Raw genomic sequence first — 26,523 nt, 5'->3', positions numbered from 1 at the left:
GGCCCCCGATGGGGAAGACGTACGACGTTCGCATCTGGTCCGTCCGCCAGCGGAAGGACCGTGGCCAGAGCTCCGCAGAGCTCCGCTGGAAGACGGGCGAGACCCCGCACTCTCAGACCTTCCGGACCAAGACCCTGGCCGAGGGCAGGCGCGCCGAGTTGCTGCGGGCCGCGCACGCCGGGGAACCGTTCGACGAGTCCACCGGGGTGCCGGTCTCCGAGCTGCGGAAGCGCAACGACGTGAGTTGGTATCAGCACGCCCGCGAGTACATCGAGATGAAGTGGCAGCACTCCCCCGGTTCGACGCGCCGGACGCTCGCGGAGGCCATGGCCACGGTGACGCCGGCGCTTGTTACGAACACCAAGGGAATGGCCGACGCCAAGACTGTGCGGACGGCTCTCTATAGCTGGGCGTTCAACATGAGCCGCCGCGACCAGGAACTCCCGGACGATGTGGCCGCCGTGCTGGCGTGGTTCGAGCGGAAGTCGCTGCCCACCTCCGCGCTGGCCGACCGGATGCACGTGCGCGCGGCTCTGGACGCCCTGACCAAGAAGCTGGACGGCGCCACGGCGTCCGCGTCGACCATCCGGCGGAAGCGGGCCATCTTCCACAACGCCCTCGGCTACGCCGTCGACGCCGGCCGTCTGACGGACAACCCCCTGCCTCAGGTGCAGTGGAAAGCTCCGGAGCAGGTAGCCGAAGAACTGGACCCCGCCTCAGTGCCAGACCCCCAGCAGGCTCTCGCGCTGCTCGATGCCGTGCGCACGCAGAGCCCCCGCGGGCGGCGCCTCGTCGCATTCTTCGGCTGTATGTACTACGCGGCGGCACGGCCGGCGGAAGTCATCGGCCTCCGTCTCCAGGATTGCGACCTGCCCCGGCGAGGATGGGGCACTCTGCGACTCCGAGAGACCCGCCCACGCTCAGGGTCGGCCTGGACGGACAGCGGTGAGGCACACGACCGGCGAGGGCTCAAGCACCGGCCCCGGAAAGCAGTCCGCACGGTGCCGATCCCGCCCGATCTCGTAAGCCTGCTCCGATGGCACGTCACCGCGTACGGCGTCGCCCCCGACGGGCGGCTGTTCCGGACGCAGCGCGGCGGGCTCATCCAGGACACCGGATACGGCGAGGTATGGGCGGAAGCCCGCGCACGTGCTCTTACGCCCGCTCAGTGCGCGTCGCCGCTCGCCAAGCGTCCATATGATCTTCGCCACGCGGCCGTTTCTACCTGGCTCAGTTCCGGTGTGGAACCGCAGGAAGTAGCCGCGCGCGCCGGCCACAGCGTGGCCGTGCTGTTCCGGGTGTACGCCAAGTGCCTGGACGGCGGTGCGGCCACAGCGAACGCCCGGATCGAGCGGGCACTGAGGAGCGGCAACTAGGGGCCGAAGCTGCCCCACGCCTGCCCCACACGGACTGGTCAGCACCCGAATCAGGGTGAGACACACTGGGAAAAAGCGCCCACAACGATCAGGTCGGGCCGGTCAACGAGCAAGACCCCCTCCGTCCTGCGTTTCCGCAGTTCGGAGGGGGTCTCGTATCAACTTACTCAGCGTGGCGGCGCCAGGATTCGAACCTGGGAAGGCTGAGCCGGCAGATTTACAGTCTGCTCCCTTTGGCCGCTCGGGCACACCGCCGGGGTCGCTGCGCTGAACCTCGCCTTCCGGCGGTGCTCGCTGGCAACGACGTAAACAATACCCGATGGACAGGGGTGCTCCGCCACCCGATTGATCGCCACCCCGGGGCCGGGGGGTGACTAGGCTGGTCCGGATGCGGTCCGGGGCCGATGCCGGGCCCGGTGGCCGCCTCAAGTACGCCGGTACGCATCCGGTGCGCAGCCCGATACGCACCCCGAATCAAGGAGCCACAGGACATGGCCGACTCCAGTTTCGACATCGTCTCGAAGGTCGAGCGGCAGGAGGTCGACAACGCCCTCAACCAGACCGCCAAGGAGATCTCGCAGCGCTACGACTTCAAGGGCGTGGGCGCCTCGATCTCGTGGTCCGGGGAGAAGATCCTCATGGAGGCGAACTCCGAGGACCGGGTGAAGGCAGTCCTCGACGTCTTCCAGTCCAAGCTGATCAAGCGGGGCATCTCCCTGAAGGCCCTGGACGCGGGTGAGCCGCAGCTCTCGGGCAAGGAGTACAAGATCTTCGCGACGATCGAGGAGGGCATCTCCCAGGAGAACGCGAAGAAGGTCGCGAAGATCATCCGTGACGAGGGCCCCAAGGGCGTGAAGGCCCAGGTGCAGGGTGACGAGCTGCGCGTCAGCTCCAAGAGCCGGGACGACCTCCAGACCGTCATCGCGCTGCTCAAGGGCAAGGACTTCGACTTCGCCCTGCAGTTCGTGAACTACCGGTAGGACGGCCGGCGCGCCGGACGGGCGGAGAAGGGTGGGTGCCGCTCGGGCGCCCGCCCTCTTCGCTCCGGTCGCGTCGTCGTCAGTCGCGCGAGTGGCCGAACAGGATGCGGTAGGCGATCAGCAGGACCAGTGAACCGCCGATGGCGGCCACCCATGTGGTGCCGTCGTAGAAGTCCTTGCTGATCGGGTGGTCCAGCCAGCGGGACGAGATCCAGCCGCCGATGAACGCGCCGGCGACGCCGATCAGGGTGGTGCCGACGAGGCCGCCCGGGTCGCGGCCGGGCAGCAGGAACTTCGCGATGGCTCCGGCCAGCAGGCCCAGAATGATCCAGCTGATGATCGTCATGCCGAGTACCTGCCCTCTCACGCCGGCGTTCGCACCATGAAGGACGTCACCAGTACACCTTCCGGTTGCCCTTGATCAGTAGGGTGCGGCCCCATGACGAACACCTCCGCCGCTCCTGGCACGCCCGGACTGCGCCGCACCCTCGGGACGGGCGACGCCGTCGTCGTCGGCCTGGGCGCGATGCTCGGCGCGGGCATCTTCGCCGCGCTCGCGCCCGCCGCGCGGGCCGCCGGTTCGGGGCTGCTCCTCGGGCTGGCCGTCGCCGCCGTCGTCGCCTACTGCAACGCCGACTCGTCGGCCCGCCTGGCCGCCCTGTACCCGGCCTCGGGCGGCACCTACGTGTACGGGCGGGAGCGGCTCGGGGAGTTCTGGGGCTATCTGGCCGGGTGGGCCTTCGTCGTCGGCAAGACGGCGTCCTGCGCGGCGATGGCGCTGACCGTCGGCGCGTACGCCTGGCCGGAGCAGGCACACGCCGTGGCCGTCGCCGCCGTGGTGCTGATCACTGTGGTCGACTACGGCGGGGTGCAGAAGGCCGCGTGGGTGACGCGGGCGATCGTGGGTGTGGTCCTGGCGGTCCTCGCTTCCGTGGTGGTCGTGTGTCTGACGTCGGGGGACTCCGATCCGGGCCGGCTGGACGACGGCGTGTCGGGCGGGCCCGGCGGGGTGCTCCAGGCGGCCGGGCTGCTGTTCTTCGCGTTCGCCGGGTATGCGCGGATCGCGACCCTGGGCGAGGAGGTGCGGGATCCGGCGCGCACCATCCCGCGGGCCGTCCGGGTGGCCCTGGGTATCGCGCTCGCCGCGTACGCGGCTGTCGCCGTCGCCGTCCTTTCCGTGCTGGGGGCGGAGTCGTTGGGTGCGTCCGTCGCGCCGCTCGCCGACGCGGTGCGGGCGGCCGGGGTGCCCGGGCTCGCGCCGGTGGTGCGGGTGGGTGCGGCGGTCGCCGCGCTGGGCTCGCTGCTCGCCCTGCTGCTCGGGGTGTCGCGGACGACGCTGGCCATGGCCCGGGACCGGCATCTCCCGGGGCCGCTGGCCGCGGTCCATCCGCGGTTCCACGTGCCGCACCGGGCGGCGCTGGCTGTGGGCGGTGTGGTCGCCGTCCTGGCCGCCACCGTCGACCTACGGGGCGCTGTCGGGTTCTCCTCCTTCGGTGTGCTGACGTACTACGCCGTGGCGAACGCCTCGGCGTGGACGCTGCGTCCGGGTGTCGTGGCCCGGCTGGTGCCCGCGGTGGGGTTCGCCGGGTGCCTGGCGCTGGCGTTCTCCCTGCCCTGGACCTCGGTGGCCGTGGGCGCGGCGGTGCTCGGTGCGGGTGTGGCGGCGTACGGGGTGCGGAAGGCGCGGGGGCGGCGGCAGGGCGATCCGGATCCGGGCGGGCGGTAGCCCGTCACCTCACCAGCGGTCCGTGAACGCCTGGTCCGTGCGGACGATCTCGCGGCCCAGCGGGAACAGCGAGACCGGGATCAGCTTGAAGTTGGCGATGCCGAGCGGGATGCCGATGATCGTCACGCAGAGGACGAGGCCCGTGACGATGTGGCCGAGGGCGAGCCACCAGCCCGCGAGGATCAGCCACAGCACGTTGACGATGAAGGACGGGGCTCCGGCGTCGCGCCGCTCCACGGTGGTGTACCCGAAGGGCCACAGGGCGTACACGCCGATGCGGAACGCGGCCACGCCGAACGGGATGCCGATGATCGTGATGCACAGCAGCAGGCCGGCGAGCACGTAGCCAAGGAACAGCCAGAAGCCGCTGAGGACGAGCCAGATGAGATTCAGGATGGTCTTCACAGGTGACCTGCCATCTTCTCGAGCCGGGCGACACGTTCCGCCATCGGCGGGTGGGTGGAGAACATCTTCGCGAGCCCCTGCCCCGGGCGGAAGGGGTTCGCGATCATCATGTGGCTGGCCGTCTCGATGCGGGGCTCCGGGGGCAGCGGGAGCTGCTTGGTGCCCAGTTCCAGCTTACGCAGGGCGCTCGCCAGGGCCAGCGGGTCGCCGGTGAGCTGGGCGCCGGAGGCGTCCGCCTCGTACTCGCGGGAGCGGCTGATGGCCAGCTGGATGAGGGACGCCGCCAGCGGGCCCAGGATCAGGATCAGGAGCATGCCGAACAGGCCCGGGCCGTCGTCGTCGTCCGAACGGCCGATCGGGATCAGCCAGGCGAAGTTGACCAGGAACATGATCACGGAGGCGAGGGCGCCGGCGACCGAGGAGATCAGGATGTCGCGGTTGTAGACATGGCTGAGCTCGTGGCCGATGACGCCGCGCAGCTCCCGTTCGTCGAGGAGGCGCAGGATGCCTTCCGTGCAGCACACCGCCGCGTTGCGCGGATTGCGGCCGGTGGCGAAGGCGTTGGGGGCCTCCGTCGGCGAGATGTAGAGGCGGGGCATGGGCTGGCGGGCCTGCGTGGACAGTTCACGCACCATCCGGTACAGGCCGGGGGCCTCGAACTCGCTCACCGGCCGGGCCCGCATTGCCCGCAGGGCCAGCTTGTCGCTGTTCCAGTACGCGTAGGCGTTGGTGCCCAGCGCGACGACGACGGCGATGACGAGCCCCATGCGGCCGAAGAAGCTGCCGATGACGATGATGAGCGCGGACAGTCCCCCGAGGAGGACCGCGGTTCTGAGCCCGTTGTGCCGGCGGTGCACGGTACGCCCTCCAAGTCGTGCGGCAGGGGAACCCTTGCTGGCTGATCTTCCGTCTGACCTGCGCTGCCCACTGGTGCCGTGGTGTCACGTCCAGTGGACCCTCCCGTACCGGTCAACGCCAGGCGAGGGGCACTAGTTCCCTTGTGCGCGTGGTGGCGCGTGTCAACCGTCCGGGTGAAGGGCCGCGCGAGGCAGGACGAGCCGCTCAGAAGAGGCCGGTCTCCGTGAAACGCAGGACCAGTTGCGGGGCGCCGGAGAGGGCGATGCCGAGGACGCCGGTCAGGGCAAGCGCCGCGGTGAGCGGGGCGGGCAGGCGGTGGGGCGCGGCCGCGCCTCCCGCCGTCTCCCCCTCGGGGGCCGTCTCCGGCGCGCGGAACAGCAGTGCCGTCCAGCGCAGGTAGTACACCAGCGCGATGACGACGTTGACGGCCATGACGACGGCCAGCCAGCCCAGCCCGGCGTCGACGGCCGCCGCGAACACGGTGACCTTGGCGAAGAGGCCGATGACACCCGGCGGGAGGCCGGCGAGGCACAGCAGGAAGAAGCCCATGAGCAGCGCGGTGAGCGGACTCGCGGCGTACAGGCCGCGGTAGTCGGCGACCCGGTTGAGCCGGTGTGCGCGGCCGACGAGGGCGGCCACCGCGAAGGCGCCCAGGTTCACGGCGCCGTACATGAGGGCGTAGGCGAGGGTGGAGCCGACCGCCTTCTCGGGGTCGTCGGAGTACCCGGCGGCGGCGATCGGGACGAGCAGGTAGCCGGCCTGGCCGACGGACGACCAGGCGAGCAGGCGTACGGCGCTGTACGCGCGCGTGGACCGCTGGCGCAGGGCGCCGACGTTGCCGACCGTCATGGTGAGGGCGGCCAGCACGGCCAGGGCGGGGGCCCAGGCGTCCGCGTACGACGGCAGGGCCACGACCGTGACGAGGATGAGGCCGGAGAAGCCGACCGCCTTGCCGATGACGGACAGGTAGGCGGCGATCGGGAGCGGGGCGCCCACGTAGGTGTCGGGGACCCAGAAGTGGAAGGGGACGGCGGCCGTCTTGAAGGCGAAGCCGACGAGGGTGAGGACGACGCCGGTCTGTGCGAGGGTCTCGAGCTGCCCGTCGACGTGCTGGATGCGTTCGGCGACCCGGGTGAGGTGGAGGGTGCCGGTGGCGGCGTAGACGAAGCTGATGCCGAGCAGGCTGACCGCGGTGGCGGTGACCGAGGAGAGGAAGAACTTCAGGGCCGCTTCGGAGGATCTGCGGTCGCCGTGGCGCAGGCCGACCAGGGCGAAGGCGGGCAGGGATGCCACCTCCAGGGCGACGACGAGGGTCGCGAGGTCCCGGGAGGCGGGCAGCAGGGCCGCGCCGGCCGCGGAGGAGAGGAACAGGAACCAGTACTCGCCCTCGGGGAGCCGCTTGCCGGAGTCCTTCAGCGCGGTCACGGACAGCAGGGCGCAGAGCAGGGCGCCGCCGAGCACCAGGAACTGGATGACGAGGGTGAAGCGGTCCGCGGTGTAGCTGCACACCTCGGTGTCGCCGACCAGGCAGAAGGTGGAGCGGTCGGCGTCGAGGAGCGGCAGCAGCATCAGCGCGGCGGCCGCGAGTCCGGCCACCGCGATCCAGCCGAGCAGCGGCTTCCTGGACTCCGCGACGAACAGGTCGGCGACCAGCACGACGAGTCCGACGGCCGCCGCGATGGTGGGCGGTGCGATGGCCAGCCAGTCGACGGACTGGACGAGGGAGCTCATCGGGTGCCTCCTGCGAGGAGCTGCTGCACGGCCGGGTCGGTCAGCCCCAGGAGGACCTTGGGCCACAGGCCGGCGACGACGGTGAGGACGACGAGCGGGATCCAGGCCGCGAACTCGTAGGAGCGCACGTCGGTGTAGGCCGGCGCGTTCTTCGGCGCGGCGCCCATGCAGACCCGGCGGACCACGATCAGCAGGTAGGCGGCGGTGAGCAGGGTGCCGAACGCGCCGATCGACATGAAGGTGAGGAAGGCCGGACGGCTGAGCCCCTCGGCGGGGTCGAAGGCGCCGAACAGCGCCAGCATCTCGCCCCAGAACCCGGCGAGGCCGGGCAGGCCGAGGGAGGCGACGGCGGCGAAGGCGAGCAGGCCGCCGAGGCGGGGGGCCTTGCCGTAGAGGGCGGCTCCGGTCTCCTGGGCGAGGGCGTCGAGGTCGGTGCTGCCGGTGCGCTCCTTCAGGCCGCCGACCAGGAAGAACAGCAGGCCGGTGATGAGGCCGTGGGCGATGTTGGCGAACAGGGCGCCGTTGACTCCGGTCGGGGTCATGGTCGCGATGCCGAGCAGGACGAAACCCATGTGGCCGACGGAGGAGTAGGCGATGAGGCGCTTGAGGTCGCCCTTCGCGCCCTTCCTGGCCAGGGCGAGGCAGGCGAGGGACCCGTAGATGACGCCGACGACGGCGAACGCGGCGAGGTACGGCGCGAAGGTGCGGAAGCCGTCGGGCGCGGCCGGGAGCAGGATGCGGACGAAGCCGTAGGTGCCCATCTTCAGCAGGACGCCGGCGAGCAGGACGGAGCCGACCGTCGGGGCGGCGGTGTGGGCGTCGGGCAGCCAGCTGTGCAGGGGCCACATCGGCGTCTTCACCGCGAGCCCGAGCCCGATCGCCAGAACGGCGATGACCTGCACGGACGCGGTCAGTGACCGGCCGTTGTCAGTAGCGAGTGCCACCATGTCGAACGTGCCCGCATTGATCCCGATCAGGAGCAGGCCGAGCAGCATGACCACGGAGCCGAGCAGCGTGTACAGGATGAACTTCCAGGCGGCCTCGGCCCGGCCCTCGCCGCCCCAGCGGGCGATGAGGAAGTACATCGGGACGAGGACCGTCTCGAAGGCGAGGAAGAACAGGACGAGGTCGAGGACGGCGAAGGTCGCCAGGGTGCCGGACTCGAGGACGAGCAGCAGGGCGACGAAGGCCTTCGGGGACGGCCCCGTGGGCGGCTTGAAGTACGAGTAGAGGGCGCTGAGGAAGGTCAGCAGGGCGGTCAGGACCAGAAGGGGGAGCGAGATGCCGTCGATGCCGAGGTGGATCCGCACGTCGAGTGCGGGGATCCAGCTGATGTCGGTCGTGGCCTGCATCGTCGACGGGTGGTCGTGGTCGAAGCCGAGCGCCAGGACGATCGCGGCGATGAGGATCACGCCGGTGACGGTCACGCCGTGGCGGAGCACGGCCTGCTCGGGAGAGCTCCCCTTCAGTCCGGGCGGGGCGGGCAGCAGAGCGGCGGCGGCGCCGAGGAGCGGGCCGACGACGATCAATGCCAGAAGGAACTGCATCACGGACTCGTTGATATCGATCACGCCTGCTCACGCTCCCGTGGCGACGAGGACGGCGGCGACCGCGAGGACGACGGTGCCGGCGAGCAGCGCGCTCACATAGGTCTGCAGATTGCCGGTCTGGGCGCGCCGGACGGCGGCGCCGAGCCAGCGGGGCAGGGTGCCCGCGCCGCGTACGTAGGTGTCGACGACCTCCCGGTCGAGGAACCGCACGAGGCTCGCGCCGGCCCGCACCGGGCGGACGAAGAGCGCCGAGTACACGGCGTCCAGGTGGAAGCCGACGGCGGCGTGCCGGTGCAGCCGGCCGAGCAGCAGCCGGCCGGGGTCCGACGGGTCGGCCGCGTACGCAATGTTCCCGTAGGCCGGTTCGTGGCTCGCGATGGCCTCCGCCTCGACCTGCCCGGCGTCGCCCTCGGGGTGGGCGGCGACGGCGCCGAGGGGGACGCGGGCGGCGTGCGCGGTGGTGTGCCGCCAGGTGGCGTAGGTGACGATGCCGCCGACCAGGGCCACGCCCGTGCCGAGCACGGAGGTGGTGAGGGTCGGGGTGAGGTCGTGTCCGTCGAACCAGTCGGGCAGCACCCGGAAGGCGAAGCCGCCGAACGCCAGCGACGGCACGGCGAGCACCCACAGCACGGTGGTCATGGTGAGCGGCTGCCGGCCGTGGTCCGGCGCCTCGGTGCCGCTGCCGCGGAAGGCGAGCAGCCACAGCCGTGTCGCGTACGCGGCGGTGAGGAGGGCGGTGAGCAGTCCGGCGAGGAGGACGATCCAGCCCGCGGCGGCGGGGGCGTGCTCGGTGTTGCCCGTGACGACGTGTTCGGCGACGCCGAGGACGGCCTCCTTGGAGAAGAAGCCGCTGAACGGCGGGATCGCGGCGAGCGCGAGGAGCGCCACGGTCATCGTCCAGTAGGCGTCGGGGACGCGGTCGCGCAGATGGTTCATGCGGGACATGGCGGCCAGGGAGTTGGTGCCGGCGGCGTGGATGATCACGCCGGCGGCGAGGAACAGCAGCGCCTTGAAGGCGCCGTGGGACAGGAGGTGGAAGACGGCGGCGCCGCGGTCGGCGACGGCGAGGGCGCCGGTCATGTAGCCGAGCTGGCCGATCGTCGAGTAGGCGAGGACGCGTTTGATGTCGTCCTGGGCGAGGGCGGCGAGCGCCGAGCCGGTCATCGTCACGGCGGCCATGACGGCGAGGACGGTCATCGCGGCCCGCGAGGCCTCGAAGAGCGGGAGGAGACGGGCGACGAAGTAGACGCCGGCGGCGACCATCGTCGCGGCGTGGATCAGCGCGGAGACGGGGGCGGGGCCCGCCATCGCGTCCGGCAGCCAGGTGTGCAGCGGGAACTGCGCGGACTTGCCGGCCACGCCCGCGAGGAGCAGCAGGGCGATCAGCGTCGGGTGGTCGATGCCGCCCTGCGCGACGGCGCCGAGGATCCGGGTGATGCGGAAGGACCCGGCGTCGGAGGCGAGCGCGAACAGGCCGATGAGGAAGGGGACGTCGCCGAGCTTGGTGACCAGGAAGGCCTTCAGCGAGGCGGCGCGCGCCTCGGGGGTCTCCCAGTAGTGGCCGACGAGGAAGTAGGAGCAGATGCCCATCACTTCCCAGCCGACCAGCAGCACCATCAGGTCGCCGGTGTAGACGACCAGGAGCATCGCGGAGGTGAACAGCGAGACGAGAGCGGCGTACGACGGGTAGCGCGGGTCGTCGCGCAGATAGCCCGTGGAGTAGATCTGCACGCAGGTCGCGACGGTGCCGACGACCACTGCGGTGAGGGCGGCGAAGCCGTCGATGTGCAGGGCGAGTTCGATGGGGACCGAGCCGGTGGGGGTGAGCTCGGTCGCGGCGTCGACCGGGGCGCCGCCGCCCTGGCGCGCGGCGACGGCGGCGGCGAGCGCGAGGGAGGCGAGCGTCGGCAGAACGGCGAGCGGGCGGGCGAAGCCGGGCGCGGTGCGGCCCAGCAGCAGTCCGGCGAGCGCGCCGAGGAACGGAAGGAGGGGGACGAGGACGGCGAGGGCGGTCGTGGTCACGCGGTGGCCTCGGCCTTCTCGCCGGCGGCCGGGGCGGGGATCGCGCGGCCGGCGGCGTCGCTGTCGGGGTCGTCGGGGTCGTGGCCCTCGGCGGTGTCGCGCAGCCGGTCGATGTCCGAGGTGCCGCGGTTGCGGTACACGGCGAGGACGATCGCGAGGCCGATGCCGATCTCGGCGGCGGCGACGGCGATGGTGAACAGGGCCAGGGCCTGGCCGGAGTGAAGGGTGTCCTCGGCGGCCCGGCTGAGCCAGGCGTCGAAGGCGACGAGGTTGAGGTTGACGGCGTTGAGCATCAGCTCGACCGACATCAGCACCAGGATCGCGTTGCGGCGGGCGAGGACGCCGTAGAGGCCGGTGCAGAAGAGGAGGGCGGCGAGGACGGCGGGATAGGCGAGGTGCATCAGCGGGCCCCTTCCTGGTCGCGCCGGGTGTCTGTCGTGCGGGTCGCCGGGCCGGACGGAGCCGCGTCCTTCGCGCCGGGCTCGGAGCCGGCCTCGGCCTTGCGGGACAGGACGATCGCGCCGACGAGGGCGGCGAGGAGGAGGACGGAGAGGGCCTCGAAGGGGAGGACCCAGTGCTGGAAGAGGCTGGCGCCGGTCACCTCGGTGGTGCCGGAGGGGGCGCCGTCCAGGTCGATCCAGGTGGTGCGGAAGGCGTCGACGACCACCCAGACCAGGGCGGCCGCCGCGGCGACGGCGACGGCGAGCGCGACCCAGCGGTTGCCGGAGTCCGCGTCCGGCGAGCGGCCGATGGGGGCGCGGGTGAGCATCAGCCCGAACAGAAGGAGGACGACGACGGAGCCGACGTAGATGAGGACCTGCACCCAGGCGATGAACTCGGCGGTGAGCAGCAGGTATTCGACGGCGAGCCCGCCGAGGGCCACCACCAGCCACAGGGCGGCGTGCACCAGTTGCCGGGTGGTGACGGTGACGACGGCGGCCCCGAGGGTGACCAGGCCGACGAGAAGGAAGGTGATCTCCACGCCGGTCGGGGACAGGAAGCCGGGCGACTCGGCCGCCCGGTGCGCGGTGCCGGCCGCGAGCGCGCCGGCGGTCGCCGCGGTGCTCATGCGCGGCCCTCCTGACCCGGTTCGTCGGCCTGGGCGGCCGCGAGTTTGTCGGCGGTCTTGCGGGCGGCGGCCACTTCCTTCGGTTCCTCCGCGCCGGCGTCGAGTGCGGGCGGGGCCGGGACGGTCCACATCCACTCACGGAGCTTGTCCCGCTCGTGGGTGAGGTCACGGATGTCGGTCTCCGCGTACTCGAACTCCGGGGACCAGAACAGCGCGTCGAAAGGACAGACCTCGATGCAGATACCGCAGTACATGCACAGGGCGAAGTCGATGGCGAACCGGTCGAGGACGTTGCGGCTGCGCTCGCGGCCGCCGGGGGCGGCGGGCGGAACCGTCTCCTTGTGCGAGTCGATGTAGATGCACCAGTCGGGGCACTCGCGGGCGCACAGCATGCAGACGGTGCAGTTCTCCTCGAACAGGCCGATCACCCCGCGGCTGCGGGGCGGCAGTTCGGGCTGGGTGTCCGGGTACTGCGCGGTGACGGACTTCCGCGTCATCGTCCGCAGCGTGACGGCCAGACCCTTGGCCAGGCCGGAGCCGGGGATGGGGGCCATTACAGGAACACCACCTTGACGACGCCGGTGAGGGCGATCTGAGCGAGGGCGAGAGGAACCAGGAGGGTCCAGGCGAACTTCTGCAGCTGGTCCTCGCGCAGCCGTGGGTAGCTGACGCGCAGCCAGATGACGACGAAGGCCAGCACCGCGGTCTTCAGCAGGGTCCACACCCAGCCGAGCCCGTCGGCGCCCCAGGGCCCGTGCCACCCGCCCAGGAACAGGACGGTGGTCAGGCCGCACAGCACGACGATCCCGGCGTACTCGGCGAGGAGGAACAGGGCGAAGCGCAGGCCGGTGTACTCGGTGTACGCGCCGAAGATGATCTCCGAGTCGGCGACCGGCATGTCGAAGGGCGGGCGCTGGAGTTCGGCGAGGCCCGCGACGAAGAAGACCAGCGCGCCGGTGATCTGCCAGGGCAGCCACCACCACTCGAACGCGTCGAGGATGCCGACGAGGGACACGGTCCCGGCGGCCATCGCCACGGAGGCGGCGGTGAGCAGCATCGGCAGTTCGTACGCGAGGAGCTGGGCGGCGGTGCGCAGGCCGCCGAGGAGGGAGTACTTGTTGGCGGACGCCCAGCCGGCCATGAGCGAGCCGAGGACGCCGACGCCCATCACGGCCAGGACGAAGAACACGCCCGCGTCCAGCACCTGACCGACCGCGCCCTCGCCCGGCCCGATCGGAATGGCGAGCAGCACGAGGAGGTACGGCAGGAGCGCGACGGCCGGGGCGAGCTGGAAGATACGGCGGTCCGCGCCGGCCGGGACGATGTCCTCCTTCTGCGCGAACTTCACACCGTCGGCGATGAGCTGGGCCCAGCCGTGGAAGCCGCCCGCGTACATGGGGCCGAGGCGGCCCTGCATGTGCGCCATCACCTTGTGCTCGGTCTGGCCCACGAGCAGGGGGAAGGTCAGGAAGACGACGAACACGACGAGGAGTCGCAGGGCGACGTCGAGAACGTCGGTCACCGCGTGCCTCCTGAGGGGTCGTCGGGGGTGTTCGTGTCGGGGCCGCCGGGTTCAGGGCGCGGCCCGGTCTCCGGCTCCGGTTCCTCGAAGGCCGGCCGTGCGTGGTGCCACGGTGCGTCCGGGCTGCGCGGGGCGGCGGGCGGCTTGCGGTCACGCGGTTCCCCGGCGGGAGCCGCTGCCGTGTCGTCCGCGCCCGGCGCCTGATCCTGTCCCGTGCCCGGGGCGCCTTCGCGCTGCGACGCCGAACCCTCGCTCGCGCTGCGCGACCGGCGCGCGGGGACGTCCGCCCGTTGGCTCGCGGACCCTTCGGACGCCGAACGGGAACGACGAGGCGCAGGGGCTCCGCTCTCAGCGTCACCGGCACCGGCACCCGAGCCGCCCGTGCCCCTCTGGCTCGCGGACCCCTCCGACACCGACCGCGCCCTGCGCGGGGTGGCCGGCGGCCGGTCCGTACTCGCGTCGGCGTCCGCGGCCGTACCGGCCCCCGCCCCCGTCGCCTGGCTCGCCGAGCCCTCGGAGACGGAGCGGGTGCGGCGGGGCGGGCGTTCGCCCGGGGTGCGGGCCGCCGCGGTGGCCGTGCGGCGGGCGGGGCGGGCCGGGGCGGGCGGGAGCTGGCCCTTGAGCGGGCCCCACTCGTTCGGGTCGGGCACGCCCGGCGGCAGCATCTGGCGCCGCTTGGGTCCGCCGTGCTCCGACTCCCCCGGCTCCTTGGCGCCGGGCCACGCCTTGGCGACCCGGGCCGCGAGGACGAAGTCCTTGCGCAGCGGGTGGCCCTCGAAGCCGTCCGGCAGCAGCAGATGGTCGAGGCCGGGATGCCCGGTGAAGTCGACGCCGAACATCTCGTGGGTCTCGCGCTCGTGCCAGGCCGCGCCCGCGTAGACGTCCACGGCGGACGGCAGGACGGGGGCCTCGTGCGGCACCGTGGTGCGCAGCAGCAGCCGCCGTACCGGGGAGAGGGCGGCGACGTGGGCGGTCACACGGAAACCGGCGCCGGGTTCGTCGACCGCGCTCAGCCAGTCGAAGAAGGTGCAGCCGAGGCGGTCGCGGGCGGCTTCGAGGGCGGGGATCCAGGCGTCGGACGGCACGTCGACGGTGAGGACGCCGTACGCCTCCTCCGCAGTGGCCTGCGCGCCGAACAGGTCCTCGACGTCCGCGGGGAGCCAGCCGGCGGCGGTCATCCGGCACCCCCCTCACCCTTGGGCGCGGGCGGCTCGACCAGCCCGCTCTGCAGCGCCGCCGCCGAGGGCCGCCCGGCGGAGCCGGTGCCGTACCGCTCCCCCAGCGACTCGCGGGCGATCTTCTCCTGGAGCTTGAGGATGCCCTGGAGCAGTGCCTCGGGCCGGGGCGGGCAGCCGGGGACGTAGACGTCGACCGGGATGATCTGGTCGACGCCCTTGGTGACGGAGTAGGAGTCCCAGTAGGGGCCGCCGCAGTTGCTGCACGCGCCGAAGGAGATGACGTACTTCGGCTCGGGCATCTGCTCGTACAGGCGCTTGACCGCGGGCGCCATCTTGTCGGTGACCGTGCCGGAGACGACCATCAGGTCGGCCTGGCGGGGTCCCGGGGCGAACGGGATGACGCCGAGGCGGATGAAGTCGTGCCGGGCCATCGACGCGGCGATGAACTCGATCGCGCAGCAGGCGAGGCCGAAGTTGAACACCCAGAGCGAGTAGCGGCGGCCCCAGTTGAGGACCACCTTCATCGGCTCGGGGGCGAGCCGGGCGAGCGCGCCGAGCCTCCCCTTGCCTTCGCCGGGGGGAAGTCCAGGCTCCGGCAGGAGCACCGGCTCGGGGGCGGCAGGGTTCACGTCCATGTCAGGACGCCCTTCTTGTAGGCGTACAGCAGGCCCACGGCGAGGAAGCCGAGGAAGACGAACATCTCCACCAGGGTGGCCGCGCCGTACCCGTCGGCGGCGAAGACGGTCGCCCAGGGGAAGAGGAAGATCGAGTCGACGGCGAAGATCACGTAGAGGAAGGCGTAGACGTAGTAGCGGACCTGGGTGTGGGCCCAGCCCTCGCCGACGGGGTCGACGCCGCACTCGTACGTCAGCAGCTTCTCCGGCGTGGGCACCACCGGCCGCAGCAGGCGGCCCGCGCCGAAGGCGACGGCGACGAACAGCAGGCCGACGACGGCGAGCAGTCCGACGACCGAGTAGGACTGGAAGTAGTCCGCCGCGACGACGGTCGTTTCCCGCACGTCCGCCCCTCACTCCTCAGATCGGCGACCAGGCACTCCTGCCTGTGCCCTGCCCTTGATCCGTGCCGGTGAACGCCGAACGCCACGGTCCGACGATCTGTACGCACGGGAGTCTAGGCCCTGATAAAGGCACGGTAAGCAGCCCGTCGCGGCTTGGCACGCGGGGGTGGGGTTTTCCTCAGTTCAGCTTGGCGGTCCGCCTCATGGCGCGGGCCCCCCGGCGCCGGGCAGGCTAGGCCCATGACCGAACCGATCCCGCAGCCGGCCGGACCGGGCGACCGCCCGCCGCCGGCCCGCTTCGCCTACGACGCGCACACCTGGAAGGAGATCGCGCATCTCCTGACGAACCTCCCGGTGTCCGTCGTCGGCTTCGTCTACACGATGACCGTGCTGTCCACCGGTGTGGGCCTGACGGTCACGGTGATCGGTCTGCCGCTGCTCGCGCTCGGTCTGATGGGGGCGCGGCAGCTGGGCCGGATGGAGCGGGCGCGCGCGAGGGCCATGCTCGGGGTGCGGGTGGACGAGCCGAGCCCGCTGCCGTGGCGGAGTTCCGGCGGGTTCTGGCCGGGGCTGTGGCAGGCGGTCAAGGACCCGGTGGGGTGGCGGACGTTCCTGTTCGCGCTGATACGTCTGCCGTGGGGCGTCCTCACCTTCACCGTCACGCTGACCGGGCTGTTCGTGCTGTGGCCGGTGCTGGCGTTCGTGGTGCGGGCGATGGCGGACGTGGACCGGGCGATGGTGCGGGGTCTGCTGTCGCCGTCGGACGAGCTGGAGCGGCGCATCGCCGAGCTGGAGTCGGACCGCGGGGTCGTGGTGGACACGGCGGCGGCGGACCTGCGGCGCATCGAGCGGGACCTGCACGACGGGGCGCAGGCCCGGCTGGTGAACCTGGCTATGGGGCTGGGCCTGGCCAAGGAGAAGCTGCTGGAGGACCCGGACGCGGCGGCGTCGATGGTCGAGGAGGCGCACGGCGAGGTGAAGCTGGCGCTGCAGGAGCTGCGGGACCTGGCCCGCGGCATCCACCCGGCGGTCCTCACCGACCGCGGCCTGGACGCGGCCCTGTCGTCGGTCGCCGCGCGGTGCACGGTGCCGGTGGCGGTCACCGTCGACCTGGCCGAGCGGCCGGCGCCCGCGATCGAGGGCATCGCCTACTTCACGGTCTCGGAGCTGCTGCAGAACGTCAGCAAGCACAGCCGGGCGCGGTCCGCGACGGTGGAGGTGTGGCGGTCGGAGAACCGGCTGTTCCTCCAGGTGCGCGACGACGGCGTGGGCGGGGCGAGCCTCGACGGCGGTACGGGCATACGGGGGCTGGCCGACCGGCTGGGCGCGGTGGACGGCCTGTTCGTCGTGGACTCCCCGGAGGGCGGTCCGACGACGGTCACGGCCGAGCTGCCGTGGCGGGACCGATCCGGCACCCCGGCGGGGAAGGCGCCGGGCAAGGAGGCGTCCGCCCGCGGCCGTAGGTAGGGAAAACCCCCCTCCGAAGACTGCGACGGCCGTCATTCCCCGCCGACCTGCGGCGCAGCACTCTGGATGTACGACAGCACAGCCGCCGGACGAGGAGAAGGACGACGCCGATGGCCACGGAGTACGGACAGGGCTACGGGCTCCCCACCGGGCCCGGACACGCGCGGGGCGTGGGGGGACGGCGGCGCCGGATGCCGGCGGCGCTGCGGGCGCCGGTCGAGGGGCGCGCCTGGCGGGAGCTGGCGTACGTGCTGCTGAGCCTGCCGATCAGCATTCTGCTGTTCACCTACGCGGTCACGATGGTCTCGCTGGGCGCGGGCCTGCTGGTGACGTTCCTCGGGGTGCCGGTGCTGGCGGCGGCGCTCGCCGGGTGCCGGAGCATCGGGTCGGTGGAGCGGGCGCGGGCGCGCGGGCTGCTGGGCCTGGACGTGGGCGAACCGCAGCCGCTGCGGCTGGAGCGGCAGGGGTTCATGGGGTGGATCGGGGCGGTGCTGAAGAGCGGCACGTCCTGGCGGGCGCTGCTGTACTCGGTGCTGCAGCTCCCCTGGGCGGTGCTGTCCTTCACGGTGACGGTCACCGTCTGGACGCTGGGCTGGTCGCTGGTGACGTACCCGCTGTGGTTCTGGGTGCTCCCGATGTACGCGGGCCAGGACGGCATACAGCTGTACGGCGACGAGCAGCACTCGATCTACCTGGACAACCCGTTCGAGATCGCGGTGACGGCGGGCGTGGGTCTGCTGTTCACGCTGGCCACGCCGTGGATCGTGCGGGCGCTGACGATGGTGGACCGGCTGATGGTGCACGGGCTGCTGGGCCCGTCGCGGCTGGCGACCCGGGTGGTGGAGCTGGAGTCGGACCGCGGGGTCGTGGTGGACACGGCGGCGGCGGACCTGCGGCGCATCGAGCGGGACCTGCACGACGGGGCGCAGGCCCGGCTGGTGAGCCTGGCGATGGACCTGGGTCTGGCGAAGGAGAAGCTGCGGGAGGACCCGCAGGCCGCGGCGCGGATGGTGGACGAGGCGCACGGCGAGGTGAAGACGGCCCTGCAGGAGCTGCGGGACCTGGCCCGCGGCATCCACCCGGCGGTCCTCACCGACCGCGGCCTGGACGCGGCGCTCTCCTCGGTCGCCTCGCGCTGCACGGTGCCGGTGCAGGTGGAGGTGGACCTGTCGGAGCGGCCGGCGCCCGCGATCGAGGGCATCGCCTACTTCACGGTCTCGGAGCTGCTGCAGAACGTCAGCAAGCACAGCCGGGCGACCTGGGCGGCCGTGGAGGTGTGGCGGTCGGAGGACCGGCTGATGCTCCAGGTGGTGGACAACGGCGTGGGCGGCGCGGACCTGTCGCGCGGTTCCGGGCTGTCGGGTCTGGCGGAGCGGCTGGACGCGGTGGACGGGATCCTCGTGGTGGACTCGCCGGCCGGCGGCCCGACGCGGGTGACCGCGGAGCTGCCGTGGCGTGCGGAGCGGGCGCGATGACCGCGGGGTGAGGGGAGCGGTCCGGCGGACGGACACACGGGCGGGTGCGGGCCCCGGGGGGCGCGCACCCGCCCGGTGACGCGCGCCGGTGGCCCGGGCGGGTCCGGGCCGGCCCGCGGCACGCGATGACGACACCCCCCGGTCGCGTTGCTCCGGCCCGTCCTCCCCCGGATGCTGAAATGCTGGACCCGACGACCGGACCGGCCACAAGGGCGGGTCCGGAGCAGGGCTTGGGGGGACGAGGACGTGGAGGACAGGGTGCGGGTGGTCATCGCCGAGGATTCGGTGCTGCTGCGGGAGGGCCTGACCCGGCTGCTCACCGACCGGGGGCACGAGGTGGTGGCCGGGGTCGGCGACGGCGACGCGCTGATCGCGACGGTCGACGACCTGGCCCGGCGGGACCAGCTGCCGGACGTGGTGGTGGCCGACGTGCGGATGCCGCCGACGCACACCGACGAGGGCGTGCGGGCCGCGGTGCAGCTGCGGAAGAGCCATCCGGGCGTCGGGGTGCTGGTGCTGTCGCAGTACGTGGAGGAGCGGTACGCCACCGAGCTGCTGGCCGGCTCCAGCCGGGGCGTCGGCTATCTGCTGAAGGACCGGGTGGCCGAGGTGCGCGAGTTCGTGGACGCGGTGGTCCGGGTGGCCCGGGGCGGCACGGCCCTGGACCCGGAGGTGGTGGCGCAGCTGCTGGGCCGCAGCCGTAAGCAGGACGTGCTGGCGGGGCTCACCCCGCGTGAGCGCGAGGTGCTGGGGCTGATGGCGGAGGGGCGGACGAACTCGGCGATCGCCCGGCAGCTGGTGGTGAGCGACGGCGCGGTGGAGAAGCACGTCAGCAACATCTTCCTGAAGCTGGGGCTGTCCCCGAGCGACGGCGACCACCGGCGGGTCCTGGCGGTGCTGACGTACTTGAAGTCCTGAGGGGCCGGCGGCACGCGTCTCGGCGCCGTGTCCACCATCTGGATCGTTCACTCGATTCCTTCACGGTGGGCACCCCTCACGGTCGTAGGGTTTATGCGGGGAAGGCCTGCGGGAAGGCCGTCCCGGACAGCCGCCTCGAGGAGGTCCAGTTCAGTGACCAGCCAGGTCAGCAGCCCAGCGGAGCAGGCCGACGGAACAGTCGTAGGAGAGCAGCGCACAGCGGCGGGGACGAAGGGCGTCCGCCGGCTCGACCGAGTGATCATCAGGTTCGCGGGGGACTCGGGTGACGGGATGCAGCTCACCGGTGACCGTTTCACCTCGGAGACCGCGTCCTTCGGCAACGACCTCTCCACGCTGCCGAACTTCCCCGCCGAGATCCGCGCCCCGGCCGGCACCCTGCCGGGCGTGTCGTCGTTCCAGCTGCACTTCGCCGACCACGACATCCTCACCCCGGGTGACGCGCCGAACGTGCTGGTGGCGATGAACCCGGCCGCGCTGAAGGCGAACATCGGGGACCTGCCGCGCGGGGCGGAGATCATCGTCAACACCGACGAGTTCACCAAGCGGGCGATGCAGAAGGTGGGCTACGACGCCAGTCCGCTGGAGGACGGCTCGCTGGACGGCTACCACCTGCACCCGGTGCCGCTGACCACGCTGACCGTGGAGGCGCTGAAGGAGTTCGACCTCACCCGTAAGGAGGCCGAGCGCAGCAAGAACATGTTCGCGCTGGGTCTGCTGTCGTGGATGTACCACCGGCCGACGGAGGGGACGGAGAAGTTCCTGCGGTCGAAGTTCGCGAAGAAGCCGGACATCGCGGCGGCGAACATCGCCGCGTTCCGGGCGGGCTGGAACTTCGGCGAGACCACGGAGGACTTCGCGGTCTCCTACGAGGTGGCGCCGGCGGCGACGGCGTTCCCGCCGGGCGTCTACCGCAACATCTCCGGGAACCTGGCCCTGTCCTACGGGCTGGTCGCCGCGTCCCGGCAGGCGGACCTGCCGCTGTTCCTGGGGTCGTACCCGATCACCCCGGCCTCCGACATCCTGCACGAGCTGAGCAAGCACAAGAACTTCGGCGTGCGCACGTTCCAGGCGGAGGACGAGATCGCCGGGATCGGGGCGGCGCTGGGTGCGGCGTTCGGCGGGTCGCTGGCGGTGACGACGACCTCCGGGCCGGGTGTGGCGCTCAAGAGCGAGACGATCGGGCTGGCGGTGTCCTTGGAGCTGCCGCTGCTGGTGGTGGACATCCAGCGCGGCGGGCCGTCGACGGGACTGCCGACCAAGACGGAGCAGGCGGATCTGCTCCAGGCGATGTACGGGCGCAACGGTGAGGCGCCGGTGCCGGTGGTCGCGCCGCGCACGCCGGCGGACTGCTTCGACGCCGCGCTCGAGGCGGCACGGATCGCGCTGACCTACCGCACCCCGGTGTTCCTGCTGTCGGACGGATATCTGGCCAACGGCAGTGAGCCGTGGCGGATCCCGGAGCTGGAGGAGCTGCCGGACTTGAGGGTGCGGTTCGCGCAGGGCCCGAACCACACCACCGAGGACGGCACCGAGGTGTTCTGGCCGTACAAGCGCGACCCGCACACGCTGGCCCGCCCGTGGGCGATCCCCGGCACGCCGGGTCTGGAGCACCGGATCGGCGGCATCGAGAAGCAGGACGGCACCGGCAACATCTCCTACGACCCGGCCAACCACGACTTCATGGTCCGCACCCGCCAGGCCAAGGTCGACGGCGTCGTCGTCCCCGACCTCGGCGTCGACGACCCGGACGGCACCGCCCGCCTGCTCGTGCTGGGCTGGGGCTCGACGTACGGGCCGATCACGGCGGCGGTGCGGCGGCTGCGCCGGGCCGGACAGCCGGTCGCGCAGGCCCACCTGCGCCACCTCAACCCCTTCCCGAAGAACCTCGGCGAGGTCCTGCGCAGATACGACAAGGTGGTGATCCCCGAGATGAACCTCGGGCAGCTCGCCACGCTCATCAGGGCGAAGTACCTGGTCGACGCCCGCTCGTACAACCAGGTCAACGGCATGCCGTTCAAGGCGGAGCAGCTCGCCGCGGCGCTGAAGGAGGCCATCGATGACTGACGCCGACACGCTGCTCCAGCTCGTGCCCAAGGCCGAGGGCAGGCAGACGATGAAGGACTTCAAGTCCGACCAGGAGGTGCGCTGGTGCCCGGGCTGCGGTGACTACGCCGTGCTGGCCGCCGTGCAGGGCTTCATGCCGGAGCTGGGCCTGGCCCGGGAGAACATCGTCTTCGTCTCCGGCATCGGCTGCTCCTCCCGCTTCCCGTACTACATGAACACCTACGGGATGCACTCCATCCACGGCCGCGCCCCCGCCATCGCCACCGGCCTGGCCACGTCCCGGCGCGACCTGAGCGTGTGGGTCGTCACCGGTGACGGCGACGCGCTGTCCATCGGCGGCAACCACCTCATCCACGCCCTGCGCCGGAACGTCAACCTCAAGATCCTGCTGTTCAACAACCGCATCTACGGGCTCACCAAGGGGCAGTACTCCCCCACCTCCGAGGTCGGCAAGATCACCAAGTCGACCCCGATGGGCTCCCTGGACGCGCCCTTCAACCCGGTGTCGCTGGCGATCGGCGCGGAGGCGTCCTTCGTCGCCCGGACCGTCGACTCCGACCGCAAGCACCTCACCGAGGTGCTGCGCCAGGCCGCCGACCACCCCGGCACCGCCCTGGTGGAGATCTACCAGAACTGCAACATCTTCAACGACGGCGCCTTCGAGGTCCTCAAGGACCGGCAGCGGGCCGAGGAGGCCGTCATCCGCCTGGAACACGGACAGCCGATCCGCTTCGGCGCCGACCGCTCCAAGGGCGTCGTCCGCGACCCCGCCACCGGGGACCTCAAGGTCGTCGCCGTCACGCCGGAGAACGAGGCGGACATCCTCGTCCACGATGCCCACAGCGCGTCCCCGACGACCGCGTTCGCCCTGTCCCGGCTCGCCGACCCCGACACCCTCCACCACACCCCCATCGGCGTGTTCCGCTCCGTCGGCCGGCCGGTCTACGACACCCTCATGGCCGACCAGCTCGACACCGCCGTCGACCAGCACGGCAAGGGCGACCTCGCCGCACTCCTGGCCGGCGGGGACACCTGGACCGTCGTCGGCTGAGCACCGACGCGAGAGGGCCCCGGCATCCGTACGGATGCCGGGGCCCTCTCGCGTCGGCCGGGTGCGCTCAGCAGAAGTCGCTGAGGCCCCACCACTCGCCGTGGGTCCGCTCGGGCCCGTACAGGGTCCCGCCGGCCCGTCCGCGGTAGGTGATCAGCCAGCCCGGGTTGCCCTCGAAGCCGTCGATCACATACGTGCGGTTGGTGACGGTGGCGAGGTCGGGGCGGCCGTCGCCGGAGAAGTCGCCGACCGAGATCAGGTGCTCCATCGTGTTCCAGCCGCCGCTGCCGACGAGCTGGCGCGCGCCGAGCCGGGCGGTGGAGGTGCCCGGGTAGAGCCACAGCTTGCCGGTGGCCTTCTCGCGGGCGTACAGGTCGGGGCGGCCGTCGCCGGTTACGTCGCCCATGCCGGCCAGCGCGTTCATGCCGTTCCAGCCGCCGGAGCCGATCAGCTTGCGCGCGCCCAGCCTGGAGCCGGAGGCTCCCGGGTACAGCCACAGGGCGCCGGTGGACTTCTGGACGGCGATCAGGTCGGAGCGTCCGTCGCCGGTCAGGTCGCCGTAGGCGGTGATGTGGTTCATCGAGTTCCAGCCGCTCGCGCCGAGCAGCTTGCGCGCTCCGAGGGAGCCGGTGCCGGTGCCGGGGTAGAGCCACAGCGTGCCGGTGGCCTTCTCCCGGGCGATCAGGTCCTCGCGGCCGTCGCCGGTGAAGTCACCGTGCCGGGTCAGGGTGTTCATGGCGTTCCAGCCGCCCGAGCCGATGAGCCGGCCGGTGGCGTCGCCCGGGGTGAACCAGAGCCGTCCGGCCAGGTCACGGGTGATGACGTCGGCCCTGCGGTCGCCGTTCATGTCGCCGAAGCCGGCGGCCGTCGGGGACGGCTCTGAGTACCAGCTCGGGTAGGCGGGCTGACTGCACTCGCGCTCGGTGCGGACGAACTTGATGGAGCTGATCGTCGCCGTCGGGGAGCTGCTGTACTCGCCGGGCGTGTTCGGGTCCTGGGGGTAGTAGCCGCCCCACGGCACGTAGTTCTTGTCGTCGTACAGGCAGGCGATCAGGCTGGTGCGGTTGACGTACGAGCGGATCTTGTCGTCCCAGCCGCCCAGGTCGGCGACGTTCCTGCTCGTCTTCCACATCGTGCCCTTGGTGCTCTCGCCCGACCAGCCGCAGAAGTAGCCGGACGGGCAGTCGTACGAGCTCGCCGCCGCCGGGGCGGCGGTCGCGACGGTCAGGCCGGTGCCGGCCAGCGTGAGGCCGACGAGTGCCGCGACGCCCCGCTTGAGATGTTTCCGCATGAATGAGTCCCCTCCCAGTGATGCGCGTCCGCTCCTCGCACCCCCCGATGCGACGGCTCGGCGGGAGTCGGATCCCTCCGGCGGCGGCACGCGCGACCGTGATCGTAGAGCACGCCCAACCGCTTCCGCCCCTCGGCTGTACACTTTCCAAAAGTTAGCGCCTGTCGTACAGTTAGTGTTCACACGCATCCCCGAGGAGTGGTCGCATCATGAGCATCGTCGTCACCGGAGCCAGTGGGAAGCTCGGCCGTCATGTGGTGGAGCAGTTGCTGGAGAAGGTCCCGGCCGGGCAGGTCACCGCGGTCGTGCGCGACCCGGAGAGGGTGGCGGACCTCGCGGAGCGCGGGGTGCGGGTCGCGGTCGCCGACTACAACGCGCCGGAGACCTTCGACGGCCTGTTCGCGGCCGGCGACAAGGTCCTGCTGATCTCCGGCAACGAGTTCGACAAGGGCCGGGTGCGGCAGCACTCCGTCGTCATCGACGCGGCCAGGGCGGCCGGTGTGGCCCTGCTCGCCTACACCAGCGCCCCCGGCTCGCTGACCGCCACGCTCGCGGACGACCACCGCGGCACCGAGCGGGCGCTGCTCGACTCGGGCGTGCCGTACGTGCTGCTGCGCAACGGCTGGTACCACGAGAACTACACCGAGAACCTGGCCCCGGTGCTGGAGCACGACGCGGTGGTCGCCGCCGCGGGCGAGGGCCGGATCTCCTCCGCCTCACGGGCCGACTACGCGGCCGCCGCCGTCGCCGTGCTGACCGGCGAGGGCCACGAGAACACGACGTACGAGCTGGGCGGCGACGAGGCGTGGAGCTTCGCCGAGTACGCGGCCGAGCTGAGCCGGCAGACCGGCCGGGAGATCGTCTACACCCCGGTCACACCCGAGGCGCTCACCGGCATCCTGACCGGCGCGGGGGTGCCCGAGCCGATGGCGGCCGTCTTCGCCGGCGTGGACGCGGCGATCGCCGAGGGCCAGCTGGTGGTCGACAGCGGCGACCTGTCCCGGCTGGCCGGCCGCCCGACGACCCCGCTCGCCGAGGCCGTCGCCGCCGCGCTCAAGGACTGACCTCCGGTCCGGGGCCCGCACGGTCCGCACCCTCGCCGTCATGACCGTATGCCGGTACGGACATGACACGTGGGGGTGTGCGGCGTTACCTTCGTCCGGGTGGGTTCCGCGCGCGCGTCGGCGGCCCGCGGATGACTACGGGACGCGTCGGAACATGTTGGAGGGCCCGTGACCGGGAAGCCGGCCGCAGAGCGGCGCACAGGACTGCTGAACGGCTTCGCGGCGTACGGGATGTGGGGGCTCGTCCCGCTGTTCTGGCCTCTGCTGAAGCCGGCGGGCGCGGTGGAGATCCTGGCCCACCGGATGGTGTGGTCGCTGGTCTTCGTCGCGGCCGCGCTGGCCGTGGTCCGCCGCTGGGCCTGGATCGGCGAGCTGGTGCGGCAGCCGCGCAGGCTGGCCCTGATCACGGTGGCCGCCGCGGTCATCACCGTCAACTGGGGCGTCTACATCTGGTCGGTGAACTCCGGGCACGTCGTCGAGGCGTCCCTCGGCTACTTCATCAACCCGCTGGTCACCATAGCCATCGGCGTCCTGCTGCTGAAGGAGCGCCTGCGGCCCGTCCAGTGGGCCGCCGTCGGCATCGGCGCCCTCGCTGTCGTCGTCCTCACCGTCGGCTACGGCCGGCCGCCGTGGATCTCCCTGTGCCTCGCCTTCTCCTTCGCGACCTACGGGCTGGTGAAGAAGAAGGTCAACCTCGGCGGCATCGAGTCGCTGGCCGCCGAGACCGCGATCCAGTTCCTGCCCGCCCTCGGCTACCTGGTGTGGCTGGGCGCCCAGGGCGAGTCGACCTTCGGCGCCGAGGGCGCGGGGCACGCGCTGCTGCTCGCGGCGACCGGCATCGTCACCGCGCTCCCCCTGGTCTGCTTCGGCGCCGCGGCGATCCGCGTGCCGCTGTCCACGCTGGGGCTGCTGCAGTACCTGGCGCCGGTCTTCCAGTTCCTGCTCGGCATCCTCTACTTCAAGGAGGCCATGCCGCCGGAGCGCTGGGCCGGGTTCGCCCTGGTGTGGCTGGCGCTCACCCTGCTCACCTGGGACGCCCTGCGCACCGCCCGCCGCGCCGCCCGCGCGCTGTCCGGCCGTCGCGCCGGTGCGGGCGACACGACCGTGTCGCCGGGCGCCGGAGGGGCCGTGCCGGCCGCCGCGCCGCTGAGCGAAGCGGATGTGGAGGCGGCGAGGGCGCTGGAGACCAAGCCCTAGCGCGCGGCGGGACGGCGTTGTCGGTGCCGTCCCCTATAACGGGGCGCATGACGCAGACACCTACGCCGGCCACGCCGGTGCACTGGAAGGTCGTCGTCGACGCGGCCGACCCCCACGCCCAGGCGGACTTCTGGGCCGCCGCCCTGCACTACGTGGTCGAGGACAACAGCCCGCTCATCGAAAAGCTGCTCGCCGCCGGGGCCGTCCCCGAGGCGCTCACGGTCGAGTCGCACGGCCGCCGCGCCTGGCGCGACCTGGCCGCCGTACGGCACCCCGACGACCCCTACGAGGAGGAGAGCGGCACCGGGCGCGGCCGGCGGCTGCTGTTCCAGCGGGTGCCCGAGGAGAAGACGGTCAAGAACCGGCTCCATCTCGATCTGCACCCCGGTGTGGACCGCCGTGACGAGGAGTCGGCCCGGCTGGAGGGGCTTGGCGCCCGGGTGCTGCGACGGGTGGAGGAGCCCTCCGGGAGCTGGGTCGTGATGGCGGACCCGGAGGGGAACGAGTTCTGTCTCCACTAGGGGGCGGCCGCCCGCGTGG

The 26,523-nt window shown here is 72.0% G+C and carries 25 protein-coding genes and 1 tRNA gene; 11 read left to right on the top strand and 15 right to left on the bottom strand.

Translation table 11 applies throughout. The features are described 5' to 3' along the window. Positions 1 to 8 precede the first annotated feature (8 nt). Positions 9 to 1,376, top strand: a complete 1,368-nt coding sequence (locus tag ACP7TJ_RS19210; RefSeq protein WP_427764126.1) for a tyrosine-type recombinase/integrase — start codon at positions 9 to 11, stop codon at positions 1,374 to 1,376. Positions 1,377 to 1,549: 173 nt separating this feature from the next. Here the strand turns inward: ACP7TJ_RS19210 and ACP7TJ_RS19205 are convergent. Beyond that, positions 1,550 to 1,631, bottom strand: a tRNA-Tyr gene (locus tag ACP7TJ_RS19205). Between the two features lie 236 nt (positions 1,632 to 1,867). On the opposite strand from ACP7TJ_RS19205, the gene ACP7TJ_RS19200 reads away from it, so the two are divergent. Next, positions 1,868 to 2,356 (top strand): YajQ family cyclic di-GMP-binding protein, encoded by a 489-nt coding sequence (locus ACP7TJ_RS19200; RefSeq protein WP_006133059.1) that lies wholly within the window; start codon positions 1,868 to 1,870, stop codon positions 2,354 to 2,356. 79 nt (positions 2,357 to 2,435) lie between these two features. Here ACP7TJ_RS19200 and ACP7TJ_RS19195 read toward each other — a convergent pair whose 3' ends face one another. Then, positions 2,436 to 2,702, bottom strand: a complete 267-nt coding sequence (locus ACP7TJ_RS19195) for a GlsB/YeaQ/YmgE family stress response membrane protein (RefSeq protein ID WP_026243884.1) — start codon at positions 2,700 to 2,702, stop codon at positions 2,436 to 2,438. A 93-nt stretch (positions 2,703 to 2,795) separates the two neighbouring features. Between ACP7TJ_RS19195 and ACP7TJ_RS19190 the strand changes: the two genes are divergently transcribed. Continuing rightward, complete coding sequence (locus ACP7TJ_RS19190; RefSeq protein ID WP_093765448.1) at positions 2,796 to 4,082, top strand: APC family permease; 1,287 nt, start codon at positions 2,796 to 2,798, stop codon at positions 4,080 to 4,082. A 9-nt stretch (positions 4,083 to 4,091) separates the two neighbouring features. Here the strand turns inward: ACP7TJ_RS19190 and ACP7TJ_RS19185 are convergent, their stop codons facing one another. From ACP7TJ_RS19185 to ACP7TJ_RS19130, 12 genes are all read right to left on the bottom strand, one after another. Next, positions 4,092 to 4,487 carry a YccF domain-containing protein gene (locus ACP7TJ_RS19185; RefSeq protein ID WP_167745033.1) on the bottom strand — a complete coding sequence of 132 codons (396 nt, stop codon included), beginning with the start codon at positions 4,485 to 4,487 and terminating at the stop codon, positions 4,092 to 4,094. After that, positions 4,484 to 5,344, bottom strand: a complete 861-nt coding sequence (gene htpX, locus ACP7TJ_RS19180; RefSeq protein ID WP_093765446.1) for a zinc metalloprotease HtpX — start codon at positions 5,342 to 5,344, stop codon at positions 4,484 to 4,486. Before htpX ends, ACP7TJ_RS19185 begins: the two co-directional genes overlap by 4 nt. A 205-nt stretch (positions 5,345 to 5,549) precedes the next feature. Then, complete coding sequence (locus ACP7TJ_RS19175; protein WP_266399882.1) at positions 5,550 to 7,076, bottom strand: NADH-quinone oxidoreductase subunit N; 1,527 nt, start codon at positions 7,074 to 7,076, stop codon at positions 5,550 to 5,552. Further along, positions 7,073 to 8,647 carry a complex I subunit 4 family protein gene (locus ACP7TJ_RS19170; RefSeq protein WP_427764120.1) on the bottom strand — a complete coding sequence of 525 codons (1,575 nt, stop codon included), beginning with the start codon at positions 8,645 to 8,647 and terminating at the stop codon, positions 7,073 to 7,075. Before ACP7TJ_RS19170 ends, ACP7TJ_RS19175 begins: the two co-directional genes overlap by 4 nt. Positions 8,648 to 8,653: 6 nt before the next feature. After that, entirely contained in the window at positions 8,654 to 10,648 is a 1,995-nt protein-coding gene (locus ACP7TJ_RS19165) for an NADH-quinone oxidoreductase subunit L (RefSeq protein WP_401406880.1), read from the bottom strand. Next, positions 10,645 to 11,049, bottom strand: coding sequence for an NADH-quinone oxidoreductase subunit NuoK (nuoK, locus tag ACP7TJ_RS19160; RefSeq protein ID WP_093765442.1), 405 nt, complete (start codon positions 11,047 to 11,049; stop codon positions 10,645 to 10,647). The genes ACP7TJ_RS19165 and nuoK overlap by 4 nt, the downstream gene beginning before the upstream one ends. Next, positions 11,049 to 11,717 (bottom strand): NADH-quinone oxidoreductase subunit J family protein, encoded by a 669-nt coding sequence (locus ACP7TJ_RS19155; protein WP_093765441.1) that lies wholly within the window; start codon positions 11,715 to 11,717, stop codon positions 11,049 to 11,051. Before ACP7TJ_RS19155 ends, nuoK begins: the two co-directional genes overlap by 1 nt. Continuing rightward, the gene (locus tag ACP7TJ_RS19150) at positions 11,714 to 12,271 is read right to left on the bottom strand and encodes a NuoI/complex I 23 kDa subunit family protein (protein ID WP_106412942.1); all 558 of its coding nucleotides are present in this window, start codon (positions 12,269 to 12,271) and stop codon (positions 11,714 to 11,716) included. Before ACP7TJ_RS19150 ends, ACP7TJ_RS19155 begins: the two co-directional genes overlap by 4 nt. After that, complete coding sequence (locus ACP7TJ_RS19145) at positions 12,271 to 13,239, bottom strand: complex I subunit 1/NuoH family protein (RefSeq protein ID WP_093765439.1); 969 nt, start codon at positions 13,237 to 13,239, stop codon at positions 12,271 to 12,273. The genes ACP7TJ_RS19150 and ACP7TJ_RS19145 overlap by 1 nt, the downstream gene beginning before the upstream one ends. Continuing rightward, a complete protein-coding gene (locus ACP7TJ_RS19140; RefSeq protein WP_266399872.1) occupies positions 13,236 to 14,417 on the bottom strand; it encodes an NADH-quinone oxidoreductase subunit C in 1,182 nt (393 codons plus the stop codon). The genes ACP7TJ_RS19145 and ACP7TJ_RS19140 overlap by 4 nt, the downstream gene beginning before the upstream one ends. Further along, the gene (locus ACP7TJ_RS19135) at positions 14,414 to 15,052 is read right to left on the bottom strand and encodes an NADH-quinone oxidoreductase subunit B (protein WP_093765437.1); all 639 of its coding nucleotides are present in this window, start codon (positions 15,050 to 15,052) and stop codon (positions 14,414 to 14,416) included. The genes ACP7TJ_RS19140 and ACP7TJ_RS19135 overlap by 4 nt, the downstream gene beginning before the upstream one ends. Next, positions 15,043 to 15,435, bottom strand: a complete 393-nt coding sequence (locus tag ACP7TJ_RS19130; protein WP_093765436.1) for an NADH-quinone oxidoreductase subunit A — start codon at positions 15,433 to 15,435, stop codon at positions 15,043 to 15,045. The genes ACP7TJ_RS19135 and ACP7TJ_RS19130 overlap by 10 nt, the downstream gene beginning before the upstream one ends. Positions 15,436 to 15,675: 240 nt before the next feature. Between ACP7TJ_RS19130 and ACP7TJ_RS19125 the strand changes: the two genes are divergently transcribed. From ACP7TJ_RS19125 to ACP7TJ_RS19105, 5 genes are all read left to right on the top strand, one after another. After that, positions 15,676 to 16,902, top strand: coding sequence for a sensor histidine kinase (locus tag ACP7TJ_RS19125; RefSeq protein ID WP_093765435.1), 1,227 nt, complete (start codon positions 15,676 to 15,678; stop codon positions 16,900 to 16,902). 110 nt (positions 16,903 to 17,012) lie between these two features. Beyond that, positions 17,013 to 18,377, top strand: coding sequence for a sensor histidine kinase (locus ACP7TJ_RS19120; protein WP_367541262.1), 1,365 nt, complete (start codon positions 17,013 to 17,015; stop codon positions 18,375 to 18,377). 246 nt (positions 18,378 to 18,623) lie between these two features. Further along, positions 18,624 to 19,295, top strand: coding sequence for a response regulator transcription factor (locus ACP7TJ_RS19115; RefSeq protein WP_228915398.1), 672 nt, complete (start codon positions 18,624 to 18,626; stop codon positions 19,293 to 19,295). Positions 19,296 to 19,448: 153 nt separating this feature from the next. Next, entirely contained in the window at positions 19,449 to 21,380 is a 1,932-nt protein-coding gene (locus ACP7TJ_RS19110; RefSeq protein WP_376724779.1) for a 2-oxoacid:acceptor oxidoreductase subunit alpha, read from the top strand. After that, positions 21,373 to 22,431: a 2-oxoacid:ferredoxin oxidoreductase subunit beta gene (locus tag ACP7TJ_RS19105; protein ID WP_093765431.1), complete on the top strand. Its 1,059-nt coding sequence runs from the start codon at positions 21,373 to 21,375 to the stop codon at positions 22,429 to 22,431. Before ACP7TJ_RS19110 ends, ACP7TJ_RS19105 begins: the two co-directional genes overlap by 8 nt. A 67-nt stretch (positions 22,432 to 22,498) precedes the next feature. On the opposite strand, the gene ACP7TJ_RS19100 is transcribed toward ACP7TJ_RS19105, so the two are convergent. Next, on the bottom strand, positions 22,499 to 23,722 hold the full coding sequence (locus ACP7TJ_RS19100) for an FG-GAP-like repeat-containing protein (protein ID WP_189911505.1): 1,224 nt from the start codon (positions 23,720 to 23,722) through the stop codon (positions 22,499 to 22,501). Between the two features lie 209 nt (positions 23,723 to 23,931). Here ACP7TJ_RS19100 and ACP7TJ_RS19095 point away from each other — a divergent pair, with 209 nt between their 5' ends. The 3 genes from ACP7TJ_RS19095 to ACP7TJ_RS19085 all read left to right on the top strand — a co-directional run bounded on the left by ACP7TJ_RS19095 (position 23,932) and on the right by ACP7TJ_RS19085 (position 26,504). Next, positions 23,932 to 24,786, top strand: coding sequence for an SDR family oxidoreductase (locus ACP7TJ_RS19095; protein WP_427764109.1), 855 nt, complete (start codon positions 23,932 to 23,934; stop codon positions 24,784 to 24,786). A 168-nt stretch (positions 24,787 to 24,954) separates the two neighbouring features. Next, a complete protein-coding gene (rarD, locus tag ACP7TJ_RS19090; RefSeq protein ID WP_193458697.1) occupies positions 24,955 to 25,983 on the top strand; it encodes an EamA family transporter RarD in 1,029 nt (342 codons plus the stop codon). 47 nt (positions 25,984 to 26,030) lie between these two features. Next, on the top strand, positions 26,031 to 26,504 hold the full coding sequence (locus ACP7TJ_RS19085) for a VOC family protein (protein ID WP_093765427.1): 474 nt from the start codon (positions 26,031 to 26,033) through the stop codon (positions 26,502 to 26,504). Positions 26,505 to 26,523 lie beyond the last annotated feature (19 nt).

This window comes from Streptomyces sp. DSM 41931, assembly GCF_050271085.1.
GTDB lineage: Bacteria > Actinomycetota > Actinomycetes > Streptomycetales > Streptomycetaceae > Streptomyces > Streptomyces albogriseolus.
The sequence above is the reverse complement of the archived record's forward strand: the minus strand, read 5'-3'. Positions and strand labels throughout refer to the sequence as shown.